An 18,790-nucleotide genomic window follows, 5' to 3' on the forward strand; every position below is an offset into this window, starting at 1 on the left:
TCTCGGCTCTAGCGGATTCGTACCTCATAATATTGTCCCCGCGCGGGACGGCGCCGGTTGTGCGGGGCGCGCGCCCTGCGCTAGCTTCGATCCGGGGAAGTCGACGCGGGGTGCCGATCCATGGCCAGTGTCGTTCAACAACGTCGAAGCGGCCGCGCCCATGCCGACCGTCGAGCTCGGACCGAGCCGACACGATACCTCTTTCTCACCACCAGTGCTGTCTTCGGTGTTGCGCTTCTGCTCGGCGGCGCCGGCGCTGCTTATGCGGTACCCGGCGCCGTGGTTCAGATCGGCGCCCTCGCCCTCCTCTGGCACATCGCCTCTATCGAGCACCGCCTGCGCCGGCCGCGCCATGCCGCTCTTCCGATCGCTCTCCTCTTCCTCATGCTGGCCGTGCCACTCGTCCAGCTTGTGCCGCTGCCAGCGCCAGTCTGGTCGGCGCTGCCGGCGCGGGAAACGGCGCGCGCCGTCTATGCGCAGATCGGCCTCGCCGATGCCTGGCGGCCACTCAGCCTCCACCCGGCCGGAACCGTCCACGCGGCCTTGGCACTGCTGCCGGGCATCGCTCTGTTCTTCGCGACGCTCTTCCTGCCGACGCGCGTACGGCGGTACCTGATCTTCGCCCTCCTCAGCGTGGCTTTGGTCAGCGCACTGATCGGCCTGCTCCAGAAGAGCGGCCTGTTCGCACTCTACGGCGCCGCCGCCCGGGACTCCGCGTCCGGCCTGTTTGTCAACCGGAACCACCAGGCGAGCTTCCTGCTCGCCGCCATGCCGCTCGCCGCAGCCGCCGCGCGAGGCCTGAAGGGCGCGCGGCTCGCCGCCGCGTCCCTCGCTGTCATGCTGATCCTCGTCTTCGCTGGCGGCGTGGTCACCACCATGTCCCGCTTCGGCCTTCTCGCGCTTGCGCCGACGCTGCTCGTCACGATCCTGATCCTCGGCCCGTTCCGGTGGACGCGTCCAAGGACGGCCGGCGCGATCCTGGTGTCGGCCTTGGCGACGGCGCTCGCGCTCCAGTCGTCGGCCGTTCGCGCGGCTGCGGCGCGACTGGGCGGGGTGGCGGAAGAACGGCTGGAGGACTGGCCCAGCGTGCTGGAAGCGGCCTGGTCCTACTGGCCGGTGGGCTCGGGCCTCGGCAGCTTCCGCCACGTCTATCCGGCCGCCGAGCCATTCGCCAACCTGTCGCCGGCCGAACTCAACAACGCGCACAACGACTATCTCGAACTGGTGCTGGAAACGGGTATCGCCGCGCCGGTCCTGCTAGCGGGTTTTCTCGGCTTCATCCTCCTGGCGGCGGCGCACCTGACGGGAACGAAGGGGGAGGAACGCGCGCAAGGGACGGCAGCCCTCGCGGCGATCCTCCTCATCCTTCTGCACTCGGCGGTCGACTATCCTCTGCGCATGCTTTCGGTCGCCGCTCTGTTCGGTTTCTTGTGCGGTCTCATCGTCCCAGCCGCGGAGAAACGAAGATGAAATCGCTTCGGACGTTCATGGTCAGCCTCGCCGTCCTCCCGGTCGCGGCCTTCGCCGCATTGGAGGGGATGCGCGAACCTTCGGAAGGAGCGGCGAGCGCGGCAATCGCGATGGAGCGCGGCGATCCTGCCGAAGCGGAGCGTTTGCTCGCCCCCGCCTTGGCCCCGGCACCGCTCGACAGCTACAGCCTCGCCACGCTGGGGCGGCTGCGGGAGCTTCAAGGCCGGACCGAGGATGCGGAACGGATCGCGCAAGCGGGGGCGTCGCTCGGCCCGCGCGGGATCCATATGCAATTCTGGCTGCTCGCCCGCGCCGCCGACAGGGGCGATCCCGAGGCCGTCCTTCTCCTCGCGGACGCCCTGCTCCGGCAGGGGCAGGACACGGCGGAACTGACCGATTACTTGCGCAGCCTCTCCATCGATCCCGCGGCGCGTCAGGCATTGGCGGCACGACTCGCGCTTCGCCCTGGGTGGCGACGCGCCTACATGGAAAGCCTCCAACCCCTGCCCCCCGATCAGGCTGAAGCGCACGGTCTTCTGCTGGCGGACCTGCAACGAACCGACGCGCCGCCTACGGAGGAAGAGAGCGGTGCTTATGTGGGCCATCTGATGCTTGCCGGGCGACATGACGCAGCGCGGAGCGCGCGGCTGGCGCTCGCGCGCGGTGGACCGCCGCCGCTGCTTGAGGACGAGCGGTTCGAACGGCTGATCGCCGCCGGCAGCAAAGCCGGAGGATCGCCCTTTCGCTGGCGGGTGCGTCAACTGCCCGGCGGACATGTCCGCCTTCAGCGCGCCGAAGGAGACGCGCCGGCGGCGGTTCGGGTGAAAGCGGTGGGATCGGTGGCTGGGCCGATGCTGCAGCAGACGCTCCTGCTGGCGCCGGGCCGCTATTCCCTGTTCGTCGAGGCAGACGAGGGGAAGGGCTCCGGCGGAAAGGACTTCGACTGGACGGTCACCTGCGCCAACGGGCCCCGATCGCTGTCCGGCGAGGGCGACGTCCGCCGCCCGCTTGGCGACGGCTGGGTCGAGATCGCCCGATCGTTCGCGGTACCGGCGGCGGACTGCCCGGAGCAGCGCGTTACGCTACGTGCGAGCAAGCAAAGTCCCGGCGAGACCGTCCTGCTCTTCAGAAGGGTCAGCCTCCGGCCCCTTTGAAAAGCCGGAGGCGGTGCGACGGCCCAACCAAAGGATTGGCGTCGGCGTTAGCAGGGGCTCTTCGGGTTCTTCGCATGGCCCTTGCCGTTGCTTTGCGCCTTGTTGGCGCAGGCGTGTGGCGGGGGAGTGGTGGCCGGCGGACCCTTCGGCGGCGCGGCGACTGGCGTATTGCCTTTCCCCTTGCCCTGATTGGCGAGGGCGGTGCCCTGCACGGCGGCGACGGAGGACACAACGAGCAACGCACCGAACAGCCCGAGCTTCAGATTGCGCATGGCAGATCCCCTGTTTTGGAAGCGGTGGTTTATACCGGAAAAACCACATATTTCCAATTGTTGATCGACCTGTCTCAAGTTGACACACTTTGTCACGCAAGACATTGAACCTAAACGACATGCGTTTATAGTCCACCCTTCGAGTCGTGTCCGCTTATCCAGTTCGAACCTGCCTTCCGGCCTGCTGGGCGCATCGGGTCCGAAGGTCCGAGTCGACTCGCGGCCGGGACGCGAGCGGCGCCTCAGCGGGGATGTACGCATGTATCGGGCGATCGTCTTGTTTCTGCCAGCCTTCCTCCTTCTGGCAGGCTGCGCCTCCAGCCCCAAAGCGAGCGCGGTGCTGCCGAATGGGCAGCTAGCCTATCAATTGATGGCGGCTCCGTCAGAGACGCTCCAGACGCAGGATTATCGCATCGGACCGCTCGACACCGTTTCCGTCGCCGTGTTCCAGGAACCGGAGCTTTCGGCCGAGGCGATCCAGGTCGATGCCGCGGGCAATATCACACTGCCGCTGATCGGCAGCGTCGCCGCCGCCGGCCGCTCCGCCTCCGAACTGGCCGCGGTGATCGCGGACCGGCTGGGCGCGCGCTATCTCGAAAACCCGCAGGTCACCGTCTCGGTCTCCGGGTCGGTGTCGCAGAAGGTCACCGTGCAAGGCGAAGTCAACCAGGCGGGAGTCTACGACATCAAGGGCCGGACGACCCTGCTGGAGGCGCTTGCACTCGCCCGCGGCGAAACTCGCGTCGCCGCGCTTCAGGAGGTGGTGGTGTTTCGCACCGTCAACGGACAACGGATGGGGGCCGTGTTCGACGTGCGCGCGATCCGTTCAGGTCAGGCGGAGGATCCTGCGATCGTTGGCAACGACATCGTGGTGGTCGGCTACTCGCAGGCGCGCGCGATCTGGCGCGACATCCTGCAGAGCGCGCCGATCCTCGGCCTGTTCCGGCCCTATTGAGGGGACCGCGATCCGGAAGGGGTTCGATCATGAACGACGAAGCTCCAAGACTGATGATGGTGGGCGGACGCGAGGTCGCGCTGCTCGAACCCGAAGTCACCGGCTATCGCTATCCGACGGAGCCGGAGGCCCGGCCGGGGCTCGATTTCGCCGCCATCTGGCGCATTCTCTACCGCAACAAGCTGTTGATCGCAGTGGTCTGCGCCGCCTCGATCCTCGCGGGGCTCACAATCGCGCTCTTCACCGCGCCCGCTTATCGCGCCGTCGCCACCATCCAGATCGATCAGCAGACCGCCCGCATCCTTAACAGCGAGGACGTCCAGCCCGAACCTTCCGCTCAGGAAGCCGAGCGCTTCCTCCAGACGCAGGTCGACATCCTCCGCAGCCGCTCGCTCGCGACTCGCGTGGCCGAACGCCTGAACCTCTACGAGGACGAAAGCTTCCTGACCCGCATGCGCCACGCCGAAGCGTCGGCCACCGCCGCGGATGCCGCAAGTCCCGTCTGGCGCGAACATGTGACCGAGGCGGTGCAGGACAACCTTTCGATCGTCCCCCGGCCGACATCCCGGATCGTCAAGATCCAGTTCAGCAGCCCGGATGCCGCGCTCGCCGCCACCGTCGCGAACAGCTTCGCCGAGAATTACATCACCAGCAATCTCCAGCGCCGTTTCGACACGTCCGCGTACAGCCGCGACTTCCTCCAGGGCCAATTGGCCGAAACCAAGCGCCGGCTGGAGGAAGCGGAGCGCGAGTTAATCGCCTATGCGCGCCAAGCTGGCCTGATCGACGCCAGTGCGGGCGTCGTCGGCACCAACGACATGACGGGGCCGCGCTCGCTCACCACGGCCAATCTCGTGCAGCTGAACCAGGCCTATGCCCAGGCAAGCTCGGCGCGGATCCAGGCGCAGCAGCGCTGGGCACAAGCGCAGGCGACCCCGCTGATGAGCCTGCCCGAGGTCCTGTCCAATCCCACGGTGCAGCAGCTGACCCAGCGCCGCGCCGAGTTCGAGGCGCAATATCAGGAGGAAAGGCAGCGCCGTAAGGAGGAACATCCCGCCGTCATCCAGTCGGCCGCGCGGATCGCGGAGCTCGACCGGCAGATCAACACCCTCGCCGGCAGCATCCGTGGCGCCATCGCCGAACAATATCGGGTTGCGCAGCGCCAGGAGCAGGCGCTGCTCGGCAGCCTCGGGCGGCTCAAGAGCGCAACCCTTGCCGAACAGGATCGCGGCGTGCGCTACAACATCCTGAAGCGCGAGGTCGATACCAGCCGTGAGCTGTATGAGGGCCTGCTCCAGCGCTACCGCGAGGTGAGCGCGGCCGCGGGTATCGCCACCAACAACGTCTCGATCATCGACCGCGCCGAAGTTCCGCTCCGCCCCTATTGGCCGCGGCCGATGATGAACATGGCGCTGGGCGGCATATTCGGCATCGTGCTGTCCTTCATCCTCGTGGTGGCGCGCGAGAATTTCGACGATCGGGTACATGTGCCGGAGGATGTCGAGCGCAAGCTCGGCCTGCCGCTGCTCGGCATGGTGCCGTTGCTGCCCGGCACCGCATCTCCCGCCGAAGCGCTCGCCAACCCGCGCTCGATGCTCTCCGAAGCCTATGCAACGATCCGCACCTCGGTCGAACTGTCGTCGAGCGGCGGCCTGCCGGCGACCATTCTCCTCACCAGCAGCCGCGCGGCGGAAGGCAAGTCCACGACTTCCTACGGGCTCAGCCGCCAGTTCGCGCAGATGGGCAAGAGGGTGCTGCTGATCGACAGCGACCTGCGCAAGCCTTCGCTCCACCGGCTGGTAGGCGCCGCCCATCGTTTCGGTCTCTCGAACGTGCTCGCCGGTCAAAAACGCGCGGAAGAGGTGCTGCAGCAGACAGACCTCGACGGGCTGCACTTCATGGCGAGCGGTTCGCTGCCGCCCAACCCGCCGCAGCTGCTCGGCAGCCCGGCCTTGAAGCGCCTGCTCCATGAACTGGAACAGGCCTATGATGTGGTGGTGATCGACGGCCCGCCGCTCCTCGGCCTGGCGGACGCGCTGCTGCTGTCGGCCGTCACCGACGTCACCATCTTCGTCGTCGAAGGCAGCGGTTCAAGCCTCGGGCAGACCAAGGCCGCGCTGAGGCGCCTTCTCGCCGGCCGCGGCCAAGTGCTGGGCGCGATCCTCACCAAGTTCAACCTGCGCAGCGCCGGCTACGACGGCTACGGTTATTATTCCTATGCCTATGGGAAAAATTTGCTGACCGATGACGCCCCCCGCCACGTGGCCGCGGGATGAGGACCTAACGGTCTCGCTCGACGGCGTAGCGTGCGATGGCGGCGAGCAGCCGCGCATCCTCGCCGAACGGACGCAGATGGTCCTCCGCCTGCGCGACGAGCAGCTTCGCCTGCCGCCGCGCCCGCGCGGGACCGAGCAGCGAGACGAACGTCTCCTTGCCCTGTTCGGCATCCTTGCCGAGCCTCTTGCCGACCTTCGCCTCCTCGCCGCCATGATCGAGCAGGTCGTCGGCGATCTGGAAGGCGAGGCCGAGGCAATGGGCATAGCCGCGAAGGCTGGTGCGTAGATCGTGCGGCGCGCGACCCATGATCGCGCCCGCCTCGACGCACCAGCCGATCAGCGCGCCGGTCTTCAACCGCTGCAGCCGGGTCACCCCGTCGAGATCGATCCGCTCCTCTTCTTCGGGCGGCGACAGATCGAGCATCTGACCGCCCGCCATGCCGCCCGCGCCGGCAGCCTTTGCGAGTTCACAGACCAGCTCGGCGCGCACGGTGCCCGACGGGTGGGTCGCCGGATCGCCCAGGATTTCAAAGGCGAGCGCCAGCAGGGCGTCGCCGGCGAGCACCGCCGTCGCCTCGTCGAAGGCGCGGTGCACGGTCGGCTTGCCGCGGCGCAGATCGTCGTCGTCCATGCAGGGCAGATCGTCGTGGATCAGCGAATGGACATGGACGCATTCGACGGCGAGGCCGGCGCGGATCGCCTGACCGCGCGGCACCTCGAACAGGCGCGCCGACGCGAGCACCAGCAGCGGCCGCAGTCGCTTTCCGCCCCCGACGGCGGCATAGCGCATCGCGTCGTAAAGCCGCCGGCGCGCGTCCGGCGGGTCGGGAAGGATCGCCTGGAACAGGGCGTCGATGTCGAGAGCCGCGCGGCGCATCGGCGGGCCAATCATGATGCCGGCCTCGAGCGCCTCCACGCTGGTCATCCGATCCGCACCGGCTTGAACACGGTGGTCTCGTCGGCCGCGGCGACTTCCTCCACGGCGAGGGCGTAACGCTCGCGCAGCGCATCCAGGATCGCGGTGACGATGATCTCGGGCGTGGAGGCCGCGGCGGTTATCCCGACCGTGCCGCCCGAGCCCGGCATCCGCGACCAGTCGATCCGCGAGGCGTCCTGGACGAGCTGCACCGACGGGCATCCCGCGGCGGCCGCCACTTCGGCAAGCCGGCAGGCATTGGACGAGAAATGCTCGCCGGCGACGATCACGGCATCGGCGCGCGGAGCGATCGCGCGAATGGCCTTCTGTCGGTTGGTGGTCGCATAACAGATGTCGCTGGCAGGCGGCGCGACCAGATCGTCGAACCGTTCCTCCAGCAGCCCGATCACGGCGTCGGCTTCGTCCACCGAATAAGTGGTCTGGACCGCATAGGCGTGGGGAGCGGAACGGTCGCGCTCGATCGCGGCGACGCCGTCCGGGCCGCTCAGCACGGTGACGGCGCCGGCCGGGACGTGGCCCAGCGTGCCGACGATCTCGGGATGACCTTCATGCCCGATCAGGAAGATGTGGCGGCCGTCGCGATGGTGCCGGACCACTTCGCGATGCACCTTGGCGACCAAAGGGCAGACGGCGTCGTAGACGGTGAAGCCGCGCCGCTCCGCCTCCTCGGCGACCGCCGGCGCGACGCCATGGGCGGACAGCACCACCACCGCGCCGGGCGAAATTTGATCCAGCTCCTCCACGAACACCGCGCCCTGCGCCTCGAGCGAGCGGACGACGGCGAGATTGTGGACGATCGGCCGGCGCACATAGACGGGCGGCCCATGCCGCTCCAGCGCGTTGACGACGGCGTCGATCGCCCGCCGCACGCCGGCGCAGAAGCCGCGCGGGGCGGCAAGCAGGATGCGAAGCGCGGGGAGATCGCCGCCGCGGATCGCCGCGTCCGGTGAAAGAGAGCGCAATGAGGCGTCGACTTCCAGCATCTCGTCCTGCATCATCGCCCCCGGGCCGCAAAGGGTAAGTGCGGGCCGGAGGCGAATCCACATAGACTAAAGCAGGTATTGCATCCTAACTGTGTGGCGAGTGATGCCCGGCGCGACGTCGAACCGGACCTGATCGAACCGGGGAGCGCCGAACCGGATCACCGGATTTCGCGAAAATCCGAAGCCCTCGCGAGGAATTCCGAGCATTGTATCGAGCTTCTCATTCCGGTTCTCGTCATGGATGATGGACAGCGCCCAGCTTCCCGGTTCGACACCGGCGAGACGGATCGGCCGCTCGGCGTCCGCGGCGGAAATCGTGCGCTTCACCGCGCGGGGATCACGGCCGCAATCGGGGAAGTGCGCCGGATCGCGGGTGAGGCAGAGGTGAAGGTCGCCGCGCGCATTGCGCAGGCGCTCGACCCGGATCTCAAGTTCCTGCGCCGGACCCGCCGAAGCGGCGATGAGAGCCGCGGCCGCGGCGGAGATTATCGTCATGGTGCAACGCCTTACCGGGCTTTTCGCGCCGACGCCATCCGGCCTTTCGGCGGGGTGCCGCGATGACAAGCGGCGTCATCGTGGCTGGGGGCGGGCTCGCGGGCTGCCTCGCCGCGCTCGCCCTCGCGGAGCGGCGGCCGGACGTCCCGCTGCTCCTCGTGGAACAGGCCGAAAGCTTCGGCGGCAACCATGTCTGGTCCTTCTTCGACACCGACGTCGCAAGCGCAGACCGCTGGCTGGTCGATCCTTTGGTGACGTGCCGCTGGCCGGACCATGAAGTCCATTTCCCGCGCCGCAGCCGCACGATCGCCATCGGCTATAACAGCATTCGCTCCGAACGGCTCGACCGGCATGTGCGGGCACGGCTGCGGCCTGATCAGTATCGGCTGGGCCGTGCGATCGTCGATCTCGGCCCCAATCACATCCGCCTCGACGGCGGCGAGCGGATCGAGGCGGGCGCGGTGATCGATGCGCGCGGCGCGGCGGACCTATCGGGCCTTGACCTCGCCTGGCAGAAGTTCGTCGGCCGCACCTATCGGTGCGCCGCCCCGCACAAGCGCGCGCGGCCGGTGATCATGGACGCGCGGGTCGAACAGGAGGATGGCTATCGCTTCCTTTACACCCTCCCTTTCGGCCCCGACGAGCTGATGGCGGAGGACACCTATTATTCGACTTCGCCGGCGCTCGACGTGCCGCAGCTGCGCCAGCGGCTTGACGATTTCGTCGCCGGCCAGGGGATGAGCGGCGCAGAGGCGGTGGCGGAGGAAAGCGGGGTCCTTCCGGTCGCGCTCGGCGGCGACGTCATGCGCCTGTGGCGGGACGACGAGCCGCCGATCGCCAAGCTCGGCCTGCGCGGCGGCTTCTTCCATCCCACCACCGGCTACACGCTGCCGGACGCGGTGCGGACCGCTTTGACACTCGCCGGAAGGCGCGATCTGTCTGCGCCGGCGCTTCACGGGCTGTTCCGCCGCCGCGCCGCGGACCTATGGGACGAGCGCGCCTTCTACCGGCTGCTCAACCGCATGCTCTTCCGCGCCGCCGCCCCACGATCGCGCTACCGCGTGCTCGAACATTTCTACCGGCTTCCGGAGCCGGTGATCGCCCGTTTCTACGCCGCCGAGACCGGCGCGTTCGACAAGCTGCGCATCCTGAGCGGCCGTCCGCCCGTGCCGGTCGGCAGAGCGATCGCCGCCATGCGGGAGAAAGCGGCGTGACCCGGCGCGCGGCGGTGATCGGCTCCGGCTTCGGCGGCCTCGCGCTGGCCATCCGGCTGCAGTCGGCGGGCATCGAAACCGTGGTCGTCGAGGCACGGGACAAGCCCGGCGGCCGCGCTTATCACTGGGAGAAGGACGGCCACGTCTTCGACGCCGGCCCGACGGTGATCACCGATCCCGCCTGCCTCCGCGAATTGTGGGCGTTGAGCGGATCCGAGATGGACGCGGACGTGGAACTCGTCCCCGTCTCTCCCTTCTACCGCCTGTCCTGGCCGGACGGCACGCAGTTCGATTATCTGAGCGACGATGCCCGGCTCGACGAACAGATCGCCGCGCTCGATCCGGCCGACGTGGAGGGCTATCGCCGCTTCCTGCAATATTCCGCGGGCGTGTATCGAGAAGGCTACGAAAAGCTGGGCGCCGTGCCGTTCCTCGATTTCAGCGCCATGCTGCGCGCGGCGCCGCAGCTCGCCCGCTACCAGGCCTGGCGCTCCGTCTATTCGATCGTCTCCGGCTTCGTCCGCAACGAGAAGCTGCGCCAGGCGCTCTCCTTCCACACTCTGCTGGTCGGCGGCAATCCGATGACGACCAGCGCAATCTACGCCCTCATCCACAAGCTGGAGCGGGACGGCGGCGTCTGGTTCGCCAAAGGCGGCACCAATGCGCTGATCGCCGGCATGGTCCGCCATTTCGAACGGCTGGGCGGCACCGTCCAGCTCGGCGATCCGGTCGAGGAGATCGAGACGACGGACGGCCGCACCGCCGCCATTCGCACCCGCAGCGGATGGCGCGAGCGGTTCGACGCGGTCGCTTCGAACGCCGACATCGTGCGCACCTACGACATGCTGGGGCACCGGCGCGGACCGCAGGCGGCGGCGCGGCTGCGCAAACGTCGTTTCTCGCCCTCTTTGTTCGTCGTCCATTTCGGCACCGAGGGCGCCTGGCCCGACGTGCCGCACCATTCGATCCTGTTCGGCCCGCGTTACCAGGGGCTGCTCAGCGACATCTATCGCGGCGGCGGCCTCGCCGACGATCCGTCGCTCTATCTCCATCATCCGACCGCCACCGATCCCTCGATGGCGCCGCCGGGGCATTCGACCTTCTACGCGCTCGCGCCGGTGCCCCATCTCGGCAAGGCGCCGGTCGACTGGGAACGCGAGGGGCCGGTCTACCGCGACCGCATTCTCGACATATTGGAAGAGCGGGTGCTGCCGGGCCTGCGCGGCCGCATCACCACCCTGTTCCATTACGGCCCCAATGATTTCGAAAGCGATCTCGGCGCCCATCTCGGCTCGGCCTTCAGCCTGGAGCCGGTGCTCTGGCAGAGCGCGTGGTTCCGGGTCCACAATCGCGACGATCGCATCCCGAACCTGTATTTCGTCGGCGCCGGGACCCATCCGGGCGCCGGCATTCCAGGCGTCGTCGGCAGCGCCAAGGCGACCGCCGGGCTGATGATCGCGGATCTGGCCGCATGAACCGGGCGGAGCTCGTGGCGGCGGCGGGCGCGACGATCCGCCAGGGGTCCAAGAGCTTCCACATGGCCAGCCGGCTGTTCGACCGGCGCACCCGCGAGCGCGCCTGGCTGCTCTATTGCTGGTGCCGGCATTGCGACGATCTGTGCGACGGCCAAGCGCTCGGCCACCGGTCGGCCGATGCCCCGCCGCCCCGCCCGGTCGCCGAACTCGAGGAGAAGACGGAGCGGGTCCTCGCCGGCGAAAGCGTCGGCGAACTGCCGTTCGACGCGCTCGGCGCCGTCCTCGCCGAATGCGCCATCCCCCATCGCTATGTCCGCGATCATCTGCGCGGGTTCGCGCTCGACGCCGCGGGGTGGCGGCCGGAGGACGAGGCCGATCTCATCCGCTATTGCTACCACGTCGCCGGCGCGGTCGGCTGCATGATGGCGGTGGCGATGGGCGTGGATCCCGCCGACGAGGAGACGCTCGGCCGCGCCTCCGATCTCGGCATCGCCTTCCAGCTGTCCAACATCGCGCGCGACGTGCGCGACGATCACGGCGCCGGCCGCTGCTACCTGCCCCGCAGCTGGGTCGATCTCCACGGTCTCGATCCGGACGACCCGTTGCGCCCCGACCGGCGGGAGCGGCTGGTGGCGCTCGTCGCCCGCGTCTGCGATCTGTCGCTGCGCTACGAAGCGTCGGCGCGGGACGGCATTTCCCGGCTTCCCTTCCGCTCGCGCTGGGCGATCCATTCGGCCGCCGGCATCTATGGCCGCATCGGCCGCCGCGTGGCCGCGCTCGGCCCCGGCGCGTGGGAGCGCCGCGTGGTGGTGCCCCGGCGCGAGAAGGCGGCGATCATGCTGGGCGCGTTGAAGAGCGCCGCCTCCGCCTGAATGGCGCATTTCGCGATCCTGGCGCCGCCGCTCACCGGCCATGTGAAGCCGCTTGCCGCCCTCGCCTCCGAACTCGCGCGGCGCGGCCACCGCGCCACCTTCGTCCATCACCGCGACGCCGGCCCCGTGGCGGCGGCCCAGGGCCTCGACTTCCGCGGCTTCGACGGTCCGCCGCTTGTGCCGCATTCCGGCATCTTCGGCACGGTGAGGGAAATGGCGCGCCAGACCGACATGCTGTGCCGCCATGCGCCATCCCTTCTCCGCGAAATCGGCGCCGACGCGGTTCTCGCCGACCAGCTCGAGCCGGCTGGTGGGCTCGTCGCCGAGCATCTCGGTCTGCCGTTCGCCACCATCGCATCGGCACTGCCGGTCAACCGCATGGGGGACATTCCCCCGCCTTATGTCGGCTGGGCCTACCGCTCCGGCGACAAGGCTCGCGAATTCTACCGCAGCGGCTGGCAGGTCAGCGATTGGCTGATGCGTCCGGTGCGCGCGGCGATCGCCGCCAATGCCGCCCGCTTCGGATTGTCACCGCGACGGACGCTGGACGATTGCTTCTCCCCGGTGCTGCAGCTCGCGCAGGCGGTGCCCTCGATCGATTTCCCACGAAGCGCGCTCCCGCCCGGCTTCCACTATCTCGGTCCCTTCCGCCATGCGGCGACGGGCGAGGTGGATCTCGGTCCCGCGGACGGCCGGCCGCTCGTCTATTGCTCCTTCGGCACGTTGCAGGGGCATCGGTGGCGCCTGTTCAGGAAGGTGGCGCTCGCCTGCGCCGATCTGGACCTGCGCCTCGTCATCACCCATGGCGGGAAGCTGTCGGAGCGGGAAATCGCGCGCCTGCCCGGCAATCCACGGGTGTTCGATTATGTTCCGCAGGAGGCCGCGCTGGAAAAGGCGGACCTCGTCGTCACCCATGGCGGCTTCAACACGGTGCTGGATGCGCTGGCGGCCGGCAAGCCGATCGTCGCGCTGCCGATCGCCTTCGAGCAGCCGGCGATCGCCGCCCGCATTGGTTGGGCGGGGGTCGGCGAAGCGGCGCGGGCGCGGCTCCTGTCAAGGCGACGGCTGCGCGCGGCCATCGAACGGGTGCTCAGCGTTCCGGACTACCGCCGCCGGGCCGAGGCGGTGCGCGCCGAGATCCGGAGCGCGGGCGGAGTCAGGCGGGCAGCCGATCTGGTCGAGGCGATGCTTGCGCCTGCCGCCGCGCCCGCTCCTCGGGCAGGCGCCACCACGGCACATGCGGCGCCAGATGATGCTCGTGATGATAGCCGAAGTGGAAACAGGTGAGCAGGGAGACGAGCCGCCCCTGCCCCGTGCTGCGCGCATTGTGCCGATCGGCGAAGGGCGCGGCTTCCACCCGGTGCGGCAGATAGGTGCCGAACAGGAACAGCTGCATCGACGAGAGGATCGCCGGCAGCGCCCAGAACAAGAGCAGATTGGCATAAGGCGCGCCCAGCACCAGCAGGTAGAAGGCGACCGCCGTCGTCAGCACCGCCCATTCCCGCCAGCCGAAATATTGCCGCAGGAAGGCGACGTACCATGGCCAGAAGGCGGAGGGATGATCGGCGCTGAAATCGGGATCGTCGGCGGTGCCGGGGCGGCGATGATGATCGAAATGCTTCGGCAGCAGCCGGTCGTAGGAGAATCCGGCGTAGAGGAACAAAGCCAGCCGCCCGACGCCGCGATTGAGCCGCGGCCGGCCGGGCGCGAGCGAGCCGTGCATGCAATCGTGCGCGACGATGAACAGCCCCACGTTGAGCCAGCAGGAAGCGAGCACCAGCAGCGGCGCGGCGGCAATCCCCCATCCTTCCAGCGGATGGAAGAAGACGCCCCAGACGTGGAGCGCCGCCCAGGCGGCCATGATCGCCGCCCCAAGCGCGAGACCCGTCATCGCGCCTTGTCTCCCAGCTGCCGCTTCAGCCGGTCGATCCTCGGCGCGTAGAGGAATCCGAACGAGACGGCGCCGGTGCGCCCCTTCACCGCATGATGCATGCGATGCGCCTGGACGAGGCGTTTCAAATAGCCCCGCCGGGGCGCCTTGGGGAACGGGAAGCGGCGGTGGACCAGCCCGTCATGGACGAAGGCGTAGAGAACACCATAAGCGGCGACCCCCAGCCCCACCCACCAGAGCGGCCACCACCAGCCGCCGGCGGCGAACAGGGCGATGCTGACGGCCGCGAACGGCAGAGCGTAGAGATCGTTGAGTTCGAACCGCCCATCGCGCGGCTCGTGGTGGGAACGGTGCCATGCCCAGCCGGGCCCGTGCATCACATATTTGTGGACGGCCGCGGCGATGCCTTCCATCGCCAGCACCGTCAGCGCCGCCACCGCAAGCCCGATCAGCACATCGCTCGCCATCGTGCCCCGACGCCTGCGCCCCTGCGCAATCCCGGTCAATACCCCTTTAGGTCGATAGGCCGGGCGGAGGATGCGATCGACCCGGTTGACGTTCGCGTAAAGCACGGCCTATCGCGGGACGACACCACGCACATAGGGGAGATGGAATGACCAGCCCGATCAGCACCCGCCGCCACGGCGACATCCTTATCGTCACGTCGAACAACCCGCCGGTCAACGCGCTCGGCCACGCGGTGCGCGAGGGCCTCGTCAAGGCGATCGAGGAAGCGGACGGCGACGATCAGGTGAAGGCGGTCGTCATCCGCTGCGAAGGCCAAACCTTCTTCGCGGGCGCCGACATCAGCGAGTTCGGCACGCCCAAATCATTCGCGCCGCCGATGCTGCCGCAGGTTGTCGACATCATCGAGAATTGCACCAAGCCGGTGGTCGCGGCGATCCACGGCACCGCCTTCGGCGGCGGGCTCGAAGTCGCGCTCGCCTGCCACTATCGGGTCGCTGTTCCGTCCGCCAAGCTCGGCGTTCCGGAAGTGAAGCTCGGCCTGCTTCCGGGCGCCGGCGGCACGCAGCGGCTGCCGCGCGTGGCGGGCGTCGCCAAGGCGCTGGACATGGCTGCGACCGGCAATCCGATCGGCGCGAAGGAAGCGCATGAGGTCGGCCTCGTCGACCGCCTGATCGAGGGCGATCTCGAAAGCCACGCCGTCGCCTTCGCCGACGAGGTCAAGGAGGTGCGGCCGGTCCCGAGGGCGAGCGAGCGCACGGACAAGATCGAAGGCGTCGACTCCTCCGTCTTCGCCGATTTCCGAAAGGCCAATGCCCGCAAGTTCCGCGGCTTCGACGCGCCCGAATACAACATCCAGGCGATCGAGGCGGCGGTCTCCAAACCTTATGCCGAAGGCGTCCAGGAAGAGCGGCGGCTGTTCATGGAGCTGATGAGCGGCACCCAGGCGCGCGCCCAGCAATATTTCTTCTTCGCCGAGCGCAAGGCCGCCAAGATCGACGGCATCCCTGAGGGCACGAGCCCGCGCGAGATCCGCAAGGTGGGCGTGATCGGCGCCGGCACGATGGGCGGCGGCATCTCGATGAACTTTCTCAGCGCCGGCATCCCCGTGACCATCGTCGAAATGCAACAGGAGGCGCTCGACCGCGGCACCGGCGTGATGCGCAAGAACTATGAGGCCACCGCCGCCAAGGGCCGCATGACGCCCGAGCAGGTGGAAAAGGCGATGGGCCTGCTCACCCCGACCCTGAAGCTCGAGGATCTCGCCGACTGCGACCTCATCATCGAGGCGGTGTTCGAGAATATGGACATCAAGAAAGAGGTGTTCGGCAAGCTCGACAGGATCGCGAAGCCCGGCGCCATCCTCGCCTCCAACACCTCCTATCTGAACGTGGACGAGATCGCCGCCTCCACCTCAAGGCCCGAGGACGTGCTCGGCCTCCACTTCTTCTCGCCGGCCAACGTGATGAAGCTGCTGGAGGTGGTGCGCGGCGCCAAGACCGCGCCGGACGTGCTGGTGACGGCGATGCAGCTCGCCAAGAAGATCCGCAAAGTCGCGGTGGTGGCGGGCGTCTGCTACGGCTTCATCGGCAACCGCATGCTGATGCCGCGCCAGATCGAGGCGAACAAATTGCTGCTCGAAGGCGCGACGCCCGAGCAGATCGACCGCGTCCATGTCGAATTCGGAATGCCGATGGGTCCGTTCCAGATGGCCGACCTCGCCGGCGTCGACATCGGCTGGCACCGCGACCCGAGCCGGATCGAGAATATCCGCGACGCGCTCTGCGCGATCGACCGCTGGGGCCAGAAGAAGGGCGCCGGATTCTACGATTATGACGAGAAGCGCCGCCCCTCCCCTTCACCCAAGGTGCAGGAGATCATCGAGGAGTTCCGCGCCAGGGAAGGCGTGACGCCGCGCGAGATCGACGACCAGGAGATCATCGATCGCACGCTCTACACGATGGTCAACGAAGGCGCGAAGATCCTCGAGGAAGGCATGGCCCAACGCGCGTCCGACATCGACGTCGTCTGGGTCTACGGTTACGGCTGGCCGGTCTATCGCGGCGGCCCGATGTTCTGGGCGGACACCGAAGGTCCGGCCAAGATCGTCGAGGGGCTGAAGCGCCGCGGCTTCGACGTGGCGGACCTGCTCGCCCGCAAGGCGGAGGCGGGCGAGAAGTTCACCCGCTGATCCATGAAAAAGGGGCGGCCCCGATGGGACCGCCCCTCCTTCGTTCGTGCGGACGCGGCGCTTAGCCGCGGCCGCCGCGACGCTCGCCGCCGCGCTGGCGCATCTGCTCGCGCGCCTGGCGGCGTTCCTCGGCGGTGACGACCCCGTCATTGTTGAGGTCCATCCGGTCGAAGCGCTGCAGCGCCCGCGCCTGGAACTGCTCGGCGGTGACGAAGCCCTGCTCGCCGAACATGCGCTGACCGCGCTGGCCGCTCCGTTCGCCGTCGCCGCGCTTCCAGCCGCCGGAGCGGGCCTGGTCGCCGCGCTGCGCACGCCTCTGCTCCATCGCGGCGCGCTGCTCCGGGGTAAGCTGGGCGAGCCGTTCGGCGCGCATCTGCTGACGAGCCTGACGCATCTCTTCGGGAGTGACGCGTCCGTCGCGGTTGAGGTCCAGACGCTGGAACGCCTGATTGGCCTTGGCCGCGGCTTCGGCGCGGGTCACGTCGACATTGCGGTCCGCACCGCGCTGGTAACCGCCGGACTGCGCCAGCGCCGTACCGGAAACGGTGAGGGCGGCGATGCCGGCGAGGATGCTGATCTTCTTCATATTTCGTCCCTTCGCTCTCGTTTGAACTTGCCGGCGGATCGGGACCGCCGATGAGGCCGGTATGAAGGTCGCTTGTCCCGCAACTATGTCTGATCGCACGGAAATTTGTCGCAAAACGTCGCGAGGGTCCGATTTCCTGTCCGACCGGCTCGTCCAACCACTTCCGCAAGCGATACGCACCCTGAATCGCCTTCGGTTCCCGATGTGGATGCGCTCCACCGCTTCGCCGCCACGGATCGTCGCGTACGAACATGATTAAGCTGACAGAAACGCCTGATCGCGTATGATGATAATCGTTCGGGCAGAAGAGGTTAGGAGCGGGCTTGATGATGAAGCGGGGCGATGCGGTGCGAAACGGAACCTGGAACAAGCTGCGGCGATCGCTGCTCGTGGTCCCCGCGCTGCTTGCCGCCGGCTGCATTCCCCAGAGCCAAGTCGCGGAATCCCCGACCCCGCCCGCCAACCAGAAGCCGCTCGTTCTGCTTGCGGACCGGGTGCCCGAGTTCCCGCCTCCGCCGCCCCCGGCGCCGCCCGCTCATCTCGTCGCGCAGCGCCAGCTCGAAAGCCGCATCCAGGAGCTCGGGCGCGGGTTCAACGGCGACATCGGCATCGCCGTCCGGGACATCCAGACCGGCTTCACCGTCGCCTATGACGGCAATTCCTTCTTCCCTCAGCAGAGCGTCTCCAAATTCTGGGTGGCGCTGACCGCGCTCGACCGCGCCGACCGCGGCCATCTCGACATGAGCGGCGACGTTACCGTGCGCCGCGAGGATCTCACTCTCTTCCACCAGCCGATCGCGCAGTTGGTCGGCACGTCCGGCTACCGCACGACGCTCAACGACCTGATGCACCGCGCGATCACGCAGAGCGACAATACGGCGAACGATTTCGTGCTGTGGCGCGCGGGCGGGCCGGAGGCGGTGCGCTCCTTCCTGTCCGACAAGCGCGTGTCCGGCATCCGCTTCGGACCCGGCGAGCGCGAGATGCAGAGCCGGCTGGCCGGCATGGAATGGAACCAGTCGATGTCGGTCGGCCGCGCCTTCTACACCGCCCGCGCGGCGGTGCCGCAGGACGTGCGCCGCGCGGCGTTCGACGCCTATGTCCGCGATCCCGTCGATGGCGCCACGCCGATCGGCATCGTCAACGCGCTGTCGCGGCTCCACAAGGGCGAATTGCTATCGCCGGACTCCACCCGGCTGCTGCTGCGCACGATGGAGAATACCCGCACCGGGCCGCAGCGCCTGAAGGGCGGCCTCCTTCCCGGATGGACCATCGCGCACAAGACCGGCACGGGACAGGTGCTGGGCGCCCAGCAGACCGGCTATAACGACATCGGCATCGTGCGGGGGCCCGACGGCCGCGCCTATGCCGTGGCCGTGATGATCCGCCGCACCGCCGCCCCGATTCCGGAGCGGATGCGCGTGATGCAGAACACCACGCGCGCGGTGATCAACTATGCCGAGGCGCTGCAGGGCCGGACCTCGATCGCCGCGACCGTGCAGCAGGCGATCGACGTCGCCAGCGACGGCGAAGGCGATTGATCCGCCCGCGCCG

The 18,790-nt window shown here is 68.4% G+C and carries 16 protein-coding genes and 1 pseudogene; 10 read left to right on the plus strand and 7 right to left on the minus strand.

Features of this window, described 5'->3' with window-relative positions; translation table 11 throughout:
• The first annotated feature begins 279 nt into the window (after positions 1-279).
• Positions 280-1,470 carry an O-antigen ligase family protein gene (locus ACK4K7_RS08280; RefSeq protein ID WP_431865091.1) on the plus strand — a complete coding sequence of 397 codons (1,191 nt, stop codon included), beginning with the start codon at positions 280-282 and terminating at the stop codon, positions 1,468-1,470.
• Positions 1,467-2,624: a hypothetical protein gene (locus tag ACK4K7_RS08285; protein WP_431865093.1), complete on the plus strand. Its 1,158-nt coding sequence runs from the start codon at positions 1,467-1,469 to the stop codon at positions 2,622-2,624. Before ACK4K7_RS08280 ends, ACK4K7_RS08285 begins: the two co-directional genes overlap by 4 nt.
• Positions 2,625-2,671: 47 nt before the next feature.
• Here the strand turns inward: ACK4K7_RS08285 and ACK4K7_RS08290 are convergent, their stop codons facing one another.
• Positions 2,672-2,896, minus strand: a complete 225-nt coding sequence (locus tag ACK4K7_RS08290; RefSeq protein WP_431865095.1) for a hypothetical protein — start codon at positions 2,894-2,896, stop codon at positions 2,672-2,674.
• Between the two features lie 370 nt (positions 2,897-3,266).
• On the opposite strand from ACK4K7_RS08290, the gene ACK4K7_RS08295 reads away from it, so the two are divergent.
• Together ACK4K7_RS08295 and ACK4K7_RS08300 are read left to right on the plus strand one after the other, a co-directional pair.
• Complete coding sequence (locus ACK4K7_RS08295) at positions 3,267-3,851, plus strand: polysaccharide biosynthesis/export family protein (RefSeq protein WP_431865096.1); 585 nt, start codon at positions 3,267-3,269, stop codon at positions 3,849-3,851.
• Positions 3,852-3,880: 29 nt separating this feature from the next.
• Positions 3,881-6,127 (plus strand): GumC family protein, encoded by a 2,247-nt coding sequence (locus ACK4K7_RS08300; RefSeq protein WP_431865097.1) that lies wholly within the window; start codon positions 3,881-3,883, stop codon positions 6,125-6,127.
• 4 nt (positions 6,128-6,131) lie between these two features.
• On the opposite strand, the gene ACK4K7_RS08305 is transcribed toward ACK4K7_RS08300, so the two are convergent.
• From ACK4K7_RS08305 to ACK4K7_RS08315, 3 genes are read right to left on the minus strand one after another with little or no spacing between them, the layout of a single operon-like run.
• Positions 6,132-7,052, minus strand: coding sequence for a polyprenyl synthetase family protein (locus ACK4K7_RS08305; protein ID WP_431865098.1), 921 nt, complete (start codon positions 7,050-7,052; stop codon positions 6,132-6,134).
• Positions 7,049-8,110 (minus strand): 4-hydroxy-3-methylbut-2-enyl diphosphate reductase, encoded by a 1,062-nt coding sequence (ispH, locus tag ACK4K7_RS08310; protein ID WP_431865100.1) that lies wholly within the window; start codon positions 8,108-8,110, stop codon positions 7,049-7,051. The genes ACK4K7_RS08305 and ispH overlap by 4 nt, the downstream gene beginning before the upstream one ends.
• Before the next feature lie 3 nt (positions 8,111-8,113).
• Positions 8,114-8,611, minus strand: a complete 498-nt coding sequence (locus ACK4K7_RS08315) for a DUF2141 domain-containing protein (RefSeq protein ID WP_431865101.1) — start codon at positions 8,609-8,611, stop codon at positions 8,114-8,116.
• Between ACK4K7_RS08315 and crtY the strand changes: the two genes are divergently transcribed.
• The 4 genes and pseudogenes from crtY to ACK4K7_RS08335 form a co-directional block, all read left to right on the plus strand.
• The gene (gene crtY / locus ACK4K7_RS08320; protein WP_431865102.1) at positions 8,605-9,756 is read left to right on the plus strand and encodes a lycopene beta-cyclase CrtY; all 1,152 of its coding nucleotides are present in this window, start codon (positions 8,605-8,607) and stop codon (positions 9,754-9,756) included. The two genes, ACK4K7_RS08315 and crtY, sit on opposite strands and share 7 nt — an antisense overlap.
• Positions 9,753-11,231, plus strand: coding sequence for a phytoene desaturase (locus ACK4K7_RS08325; protein WP_431865104.1), 1,479 nt, complete (start codon positions 9,753-9,755; stop codon positions 11,229-11,231). The genes crtY and ACK4K7_RS08325 overlap by 4 nt, the downstream gene beginning before the upstream one ends.
• Positions 11,228-12,103 (plus strand): phytoene/squalene synthase family protein, encoded by an 876-nt coding sequence (locus ACK4K7_RS08330; protein WP_431865105.1) that lies wholly within the window; start codon positions 11,228-11,230, stop codon positions 12,101-12,103. The genes ACK4K7_RS08325 and ACK4K7_RS08330 overlap by 4 nt, the downstream gene beginning before the upstream one ends.
• 477 nt (positions 12,104-12,580) lie before the next feature.
• Positions 12,581-13,237, plus strand: a pseudogene (locus tag ACK4K7_RS08335) (glycosyltransferase); the annotation flags it as partial.
• Between the two features lie 22 nt (positions 13,238-13,259).
• On the opposite strand, the gene ACK4K7_RS08340 reads toward ACK4K7_RS08335, so the two are convergent.
• Together ACK4K7_RS08340 and ACK4K7_RS08345 are read right to left on the minus strand one after the other, a co-directional pair.
• Positions 13,260-13,994: a fatty acid desaturase gene (locus ACK4K7_RS08340; RefSeq protein ID WP_431865107.1), complete on the minus strand. Its 735-nt coding sequence runs from the start codon at positions 13,992-13,994 to the stop codon at positions 13,260-13,262.
• A complete protein-coding gene (locus ACK4K7_RS08345) occupies positions 13,991-14,461 on the minus strand; it encodes a sterol desaturase family protein (RefSeq protein ID WP_431865109.1) in 471 nt (156 codons plus the stop codon). Before ACK4K7_RS08345 ends, ACK4K7_RS08340 begins: the two co-directional genes overlap by 4 nt.
• Before the next feature lie 146 nt (positions 14,462-14,607).
• Here ACK4K7_RS08345 and ACK4K7_RS08350 point away from each other — a divergent pair, with 146 nt between their 5' ends.
• The gene (locus ACK4K7_RS08350; protein WP_431865110.1) at positions 14,608-16,650 is read left to right on the plus strand and encodes a 3-hydroxyacyl-CoA dehydrogenase NAD-binding domain-containing protein; all 2,043 of its coding nucleotides are present in this window, start codon (positions 14,608-14,610) and stop codon (positions 16,648-16,650) included.
• Positions 16,651-16,711: 61 nt separating this feature from the next.
• Here ACK4K7_RS08350 and ACK4K7_RS08355 read toward each other — a convergent pair whose 3' ends face one another.
• Positions 16,712-17,236 carry a hypothetical protein gene (locus ACK4K7_RS08355; RefSeq protein ID WP_431865111.1) on the minus strand — a complete coding sequence of 175 codons (525 nt, stop codon included), beginning with the start codon at positions 17,234-17,236 and terminating at the stop codon, positions 16,712-16,714.
• Between the two features lie 326 nt (positions 17,237-17,562).
• Between ACK4K7_RS08355 and bla the strand changes: the two genes are divergently transcribed.
• Positions 17,563-18,777 carry a class A beta-lactamase gene (gene bla, locus ACK4K7_RS08360; protein ID WP_431865113.1) on the plus strand — a complete coding sequence of 405 codons (1,215 nt, stop codon included), beginning with the start codon at positions 17,563-17,565 and terminating at the stop codon, positions 18,775-18,777.
• Positions 18,778-18,790 lie beyond the last annotated feature (13 nt).

It is taken from the genome of Allosphingosinicella sp. (assembly GCF_046295735.1).
In the GTDB taxonomy this organism is placed as follows: Bacteria; Pseudomonadota; Alphaproteobacteria; order Sphingomonadales; family Sphingomonadaceae; genus Allosphingosinicella.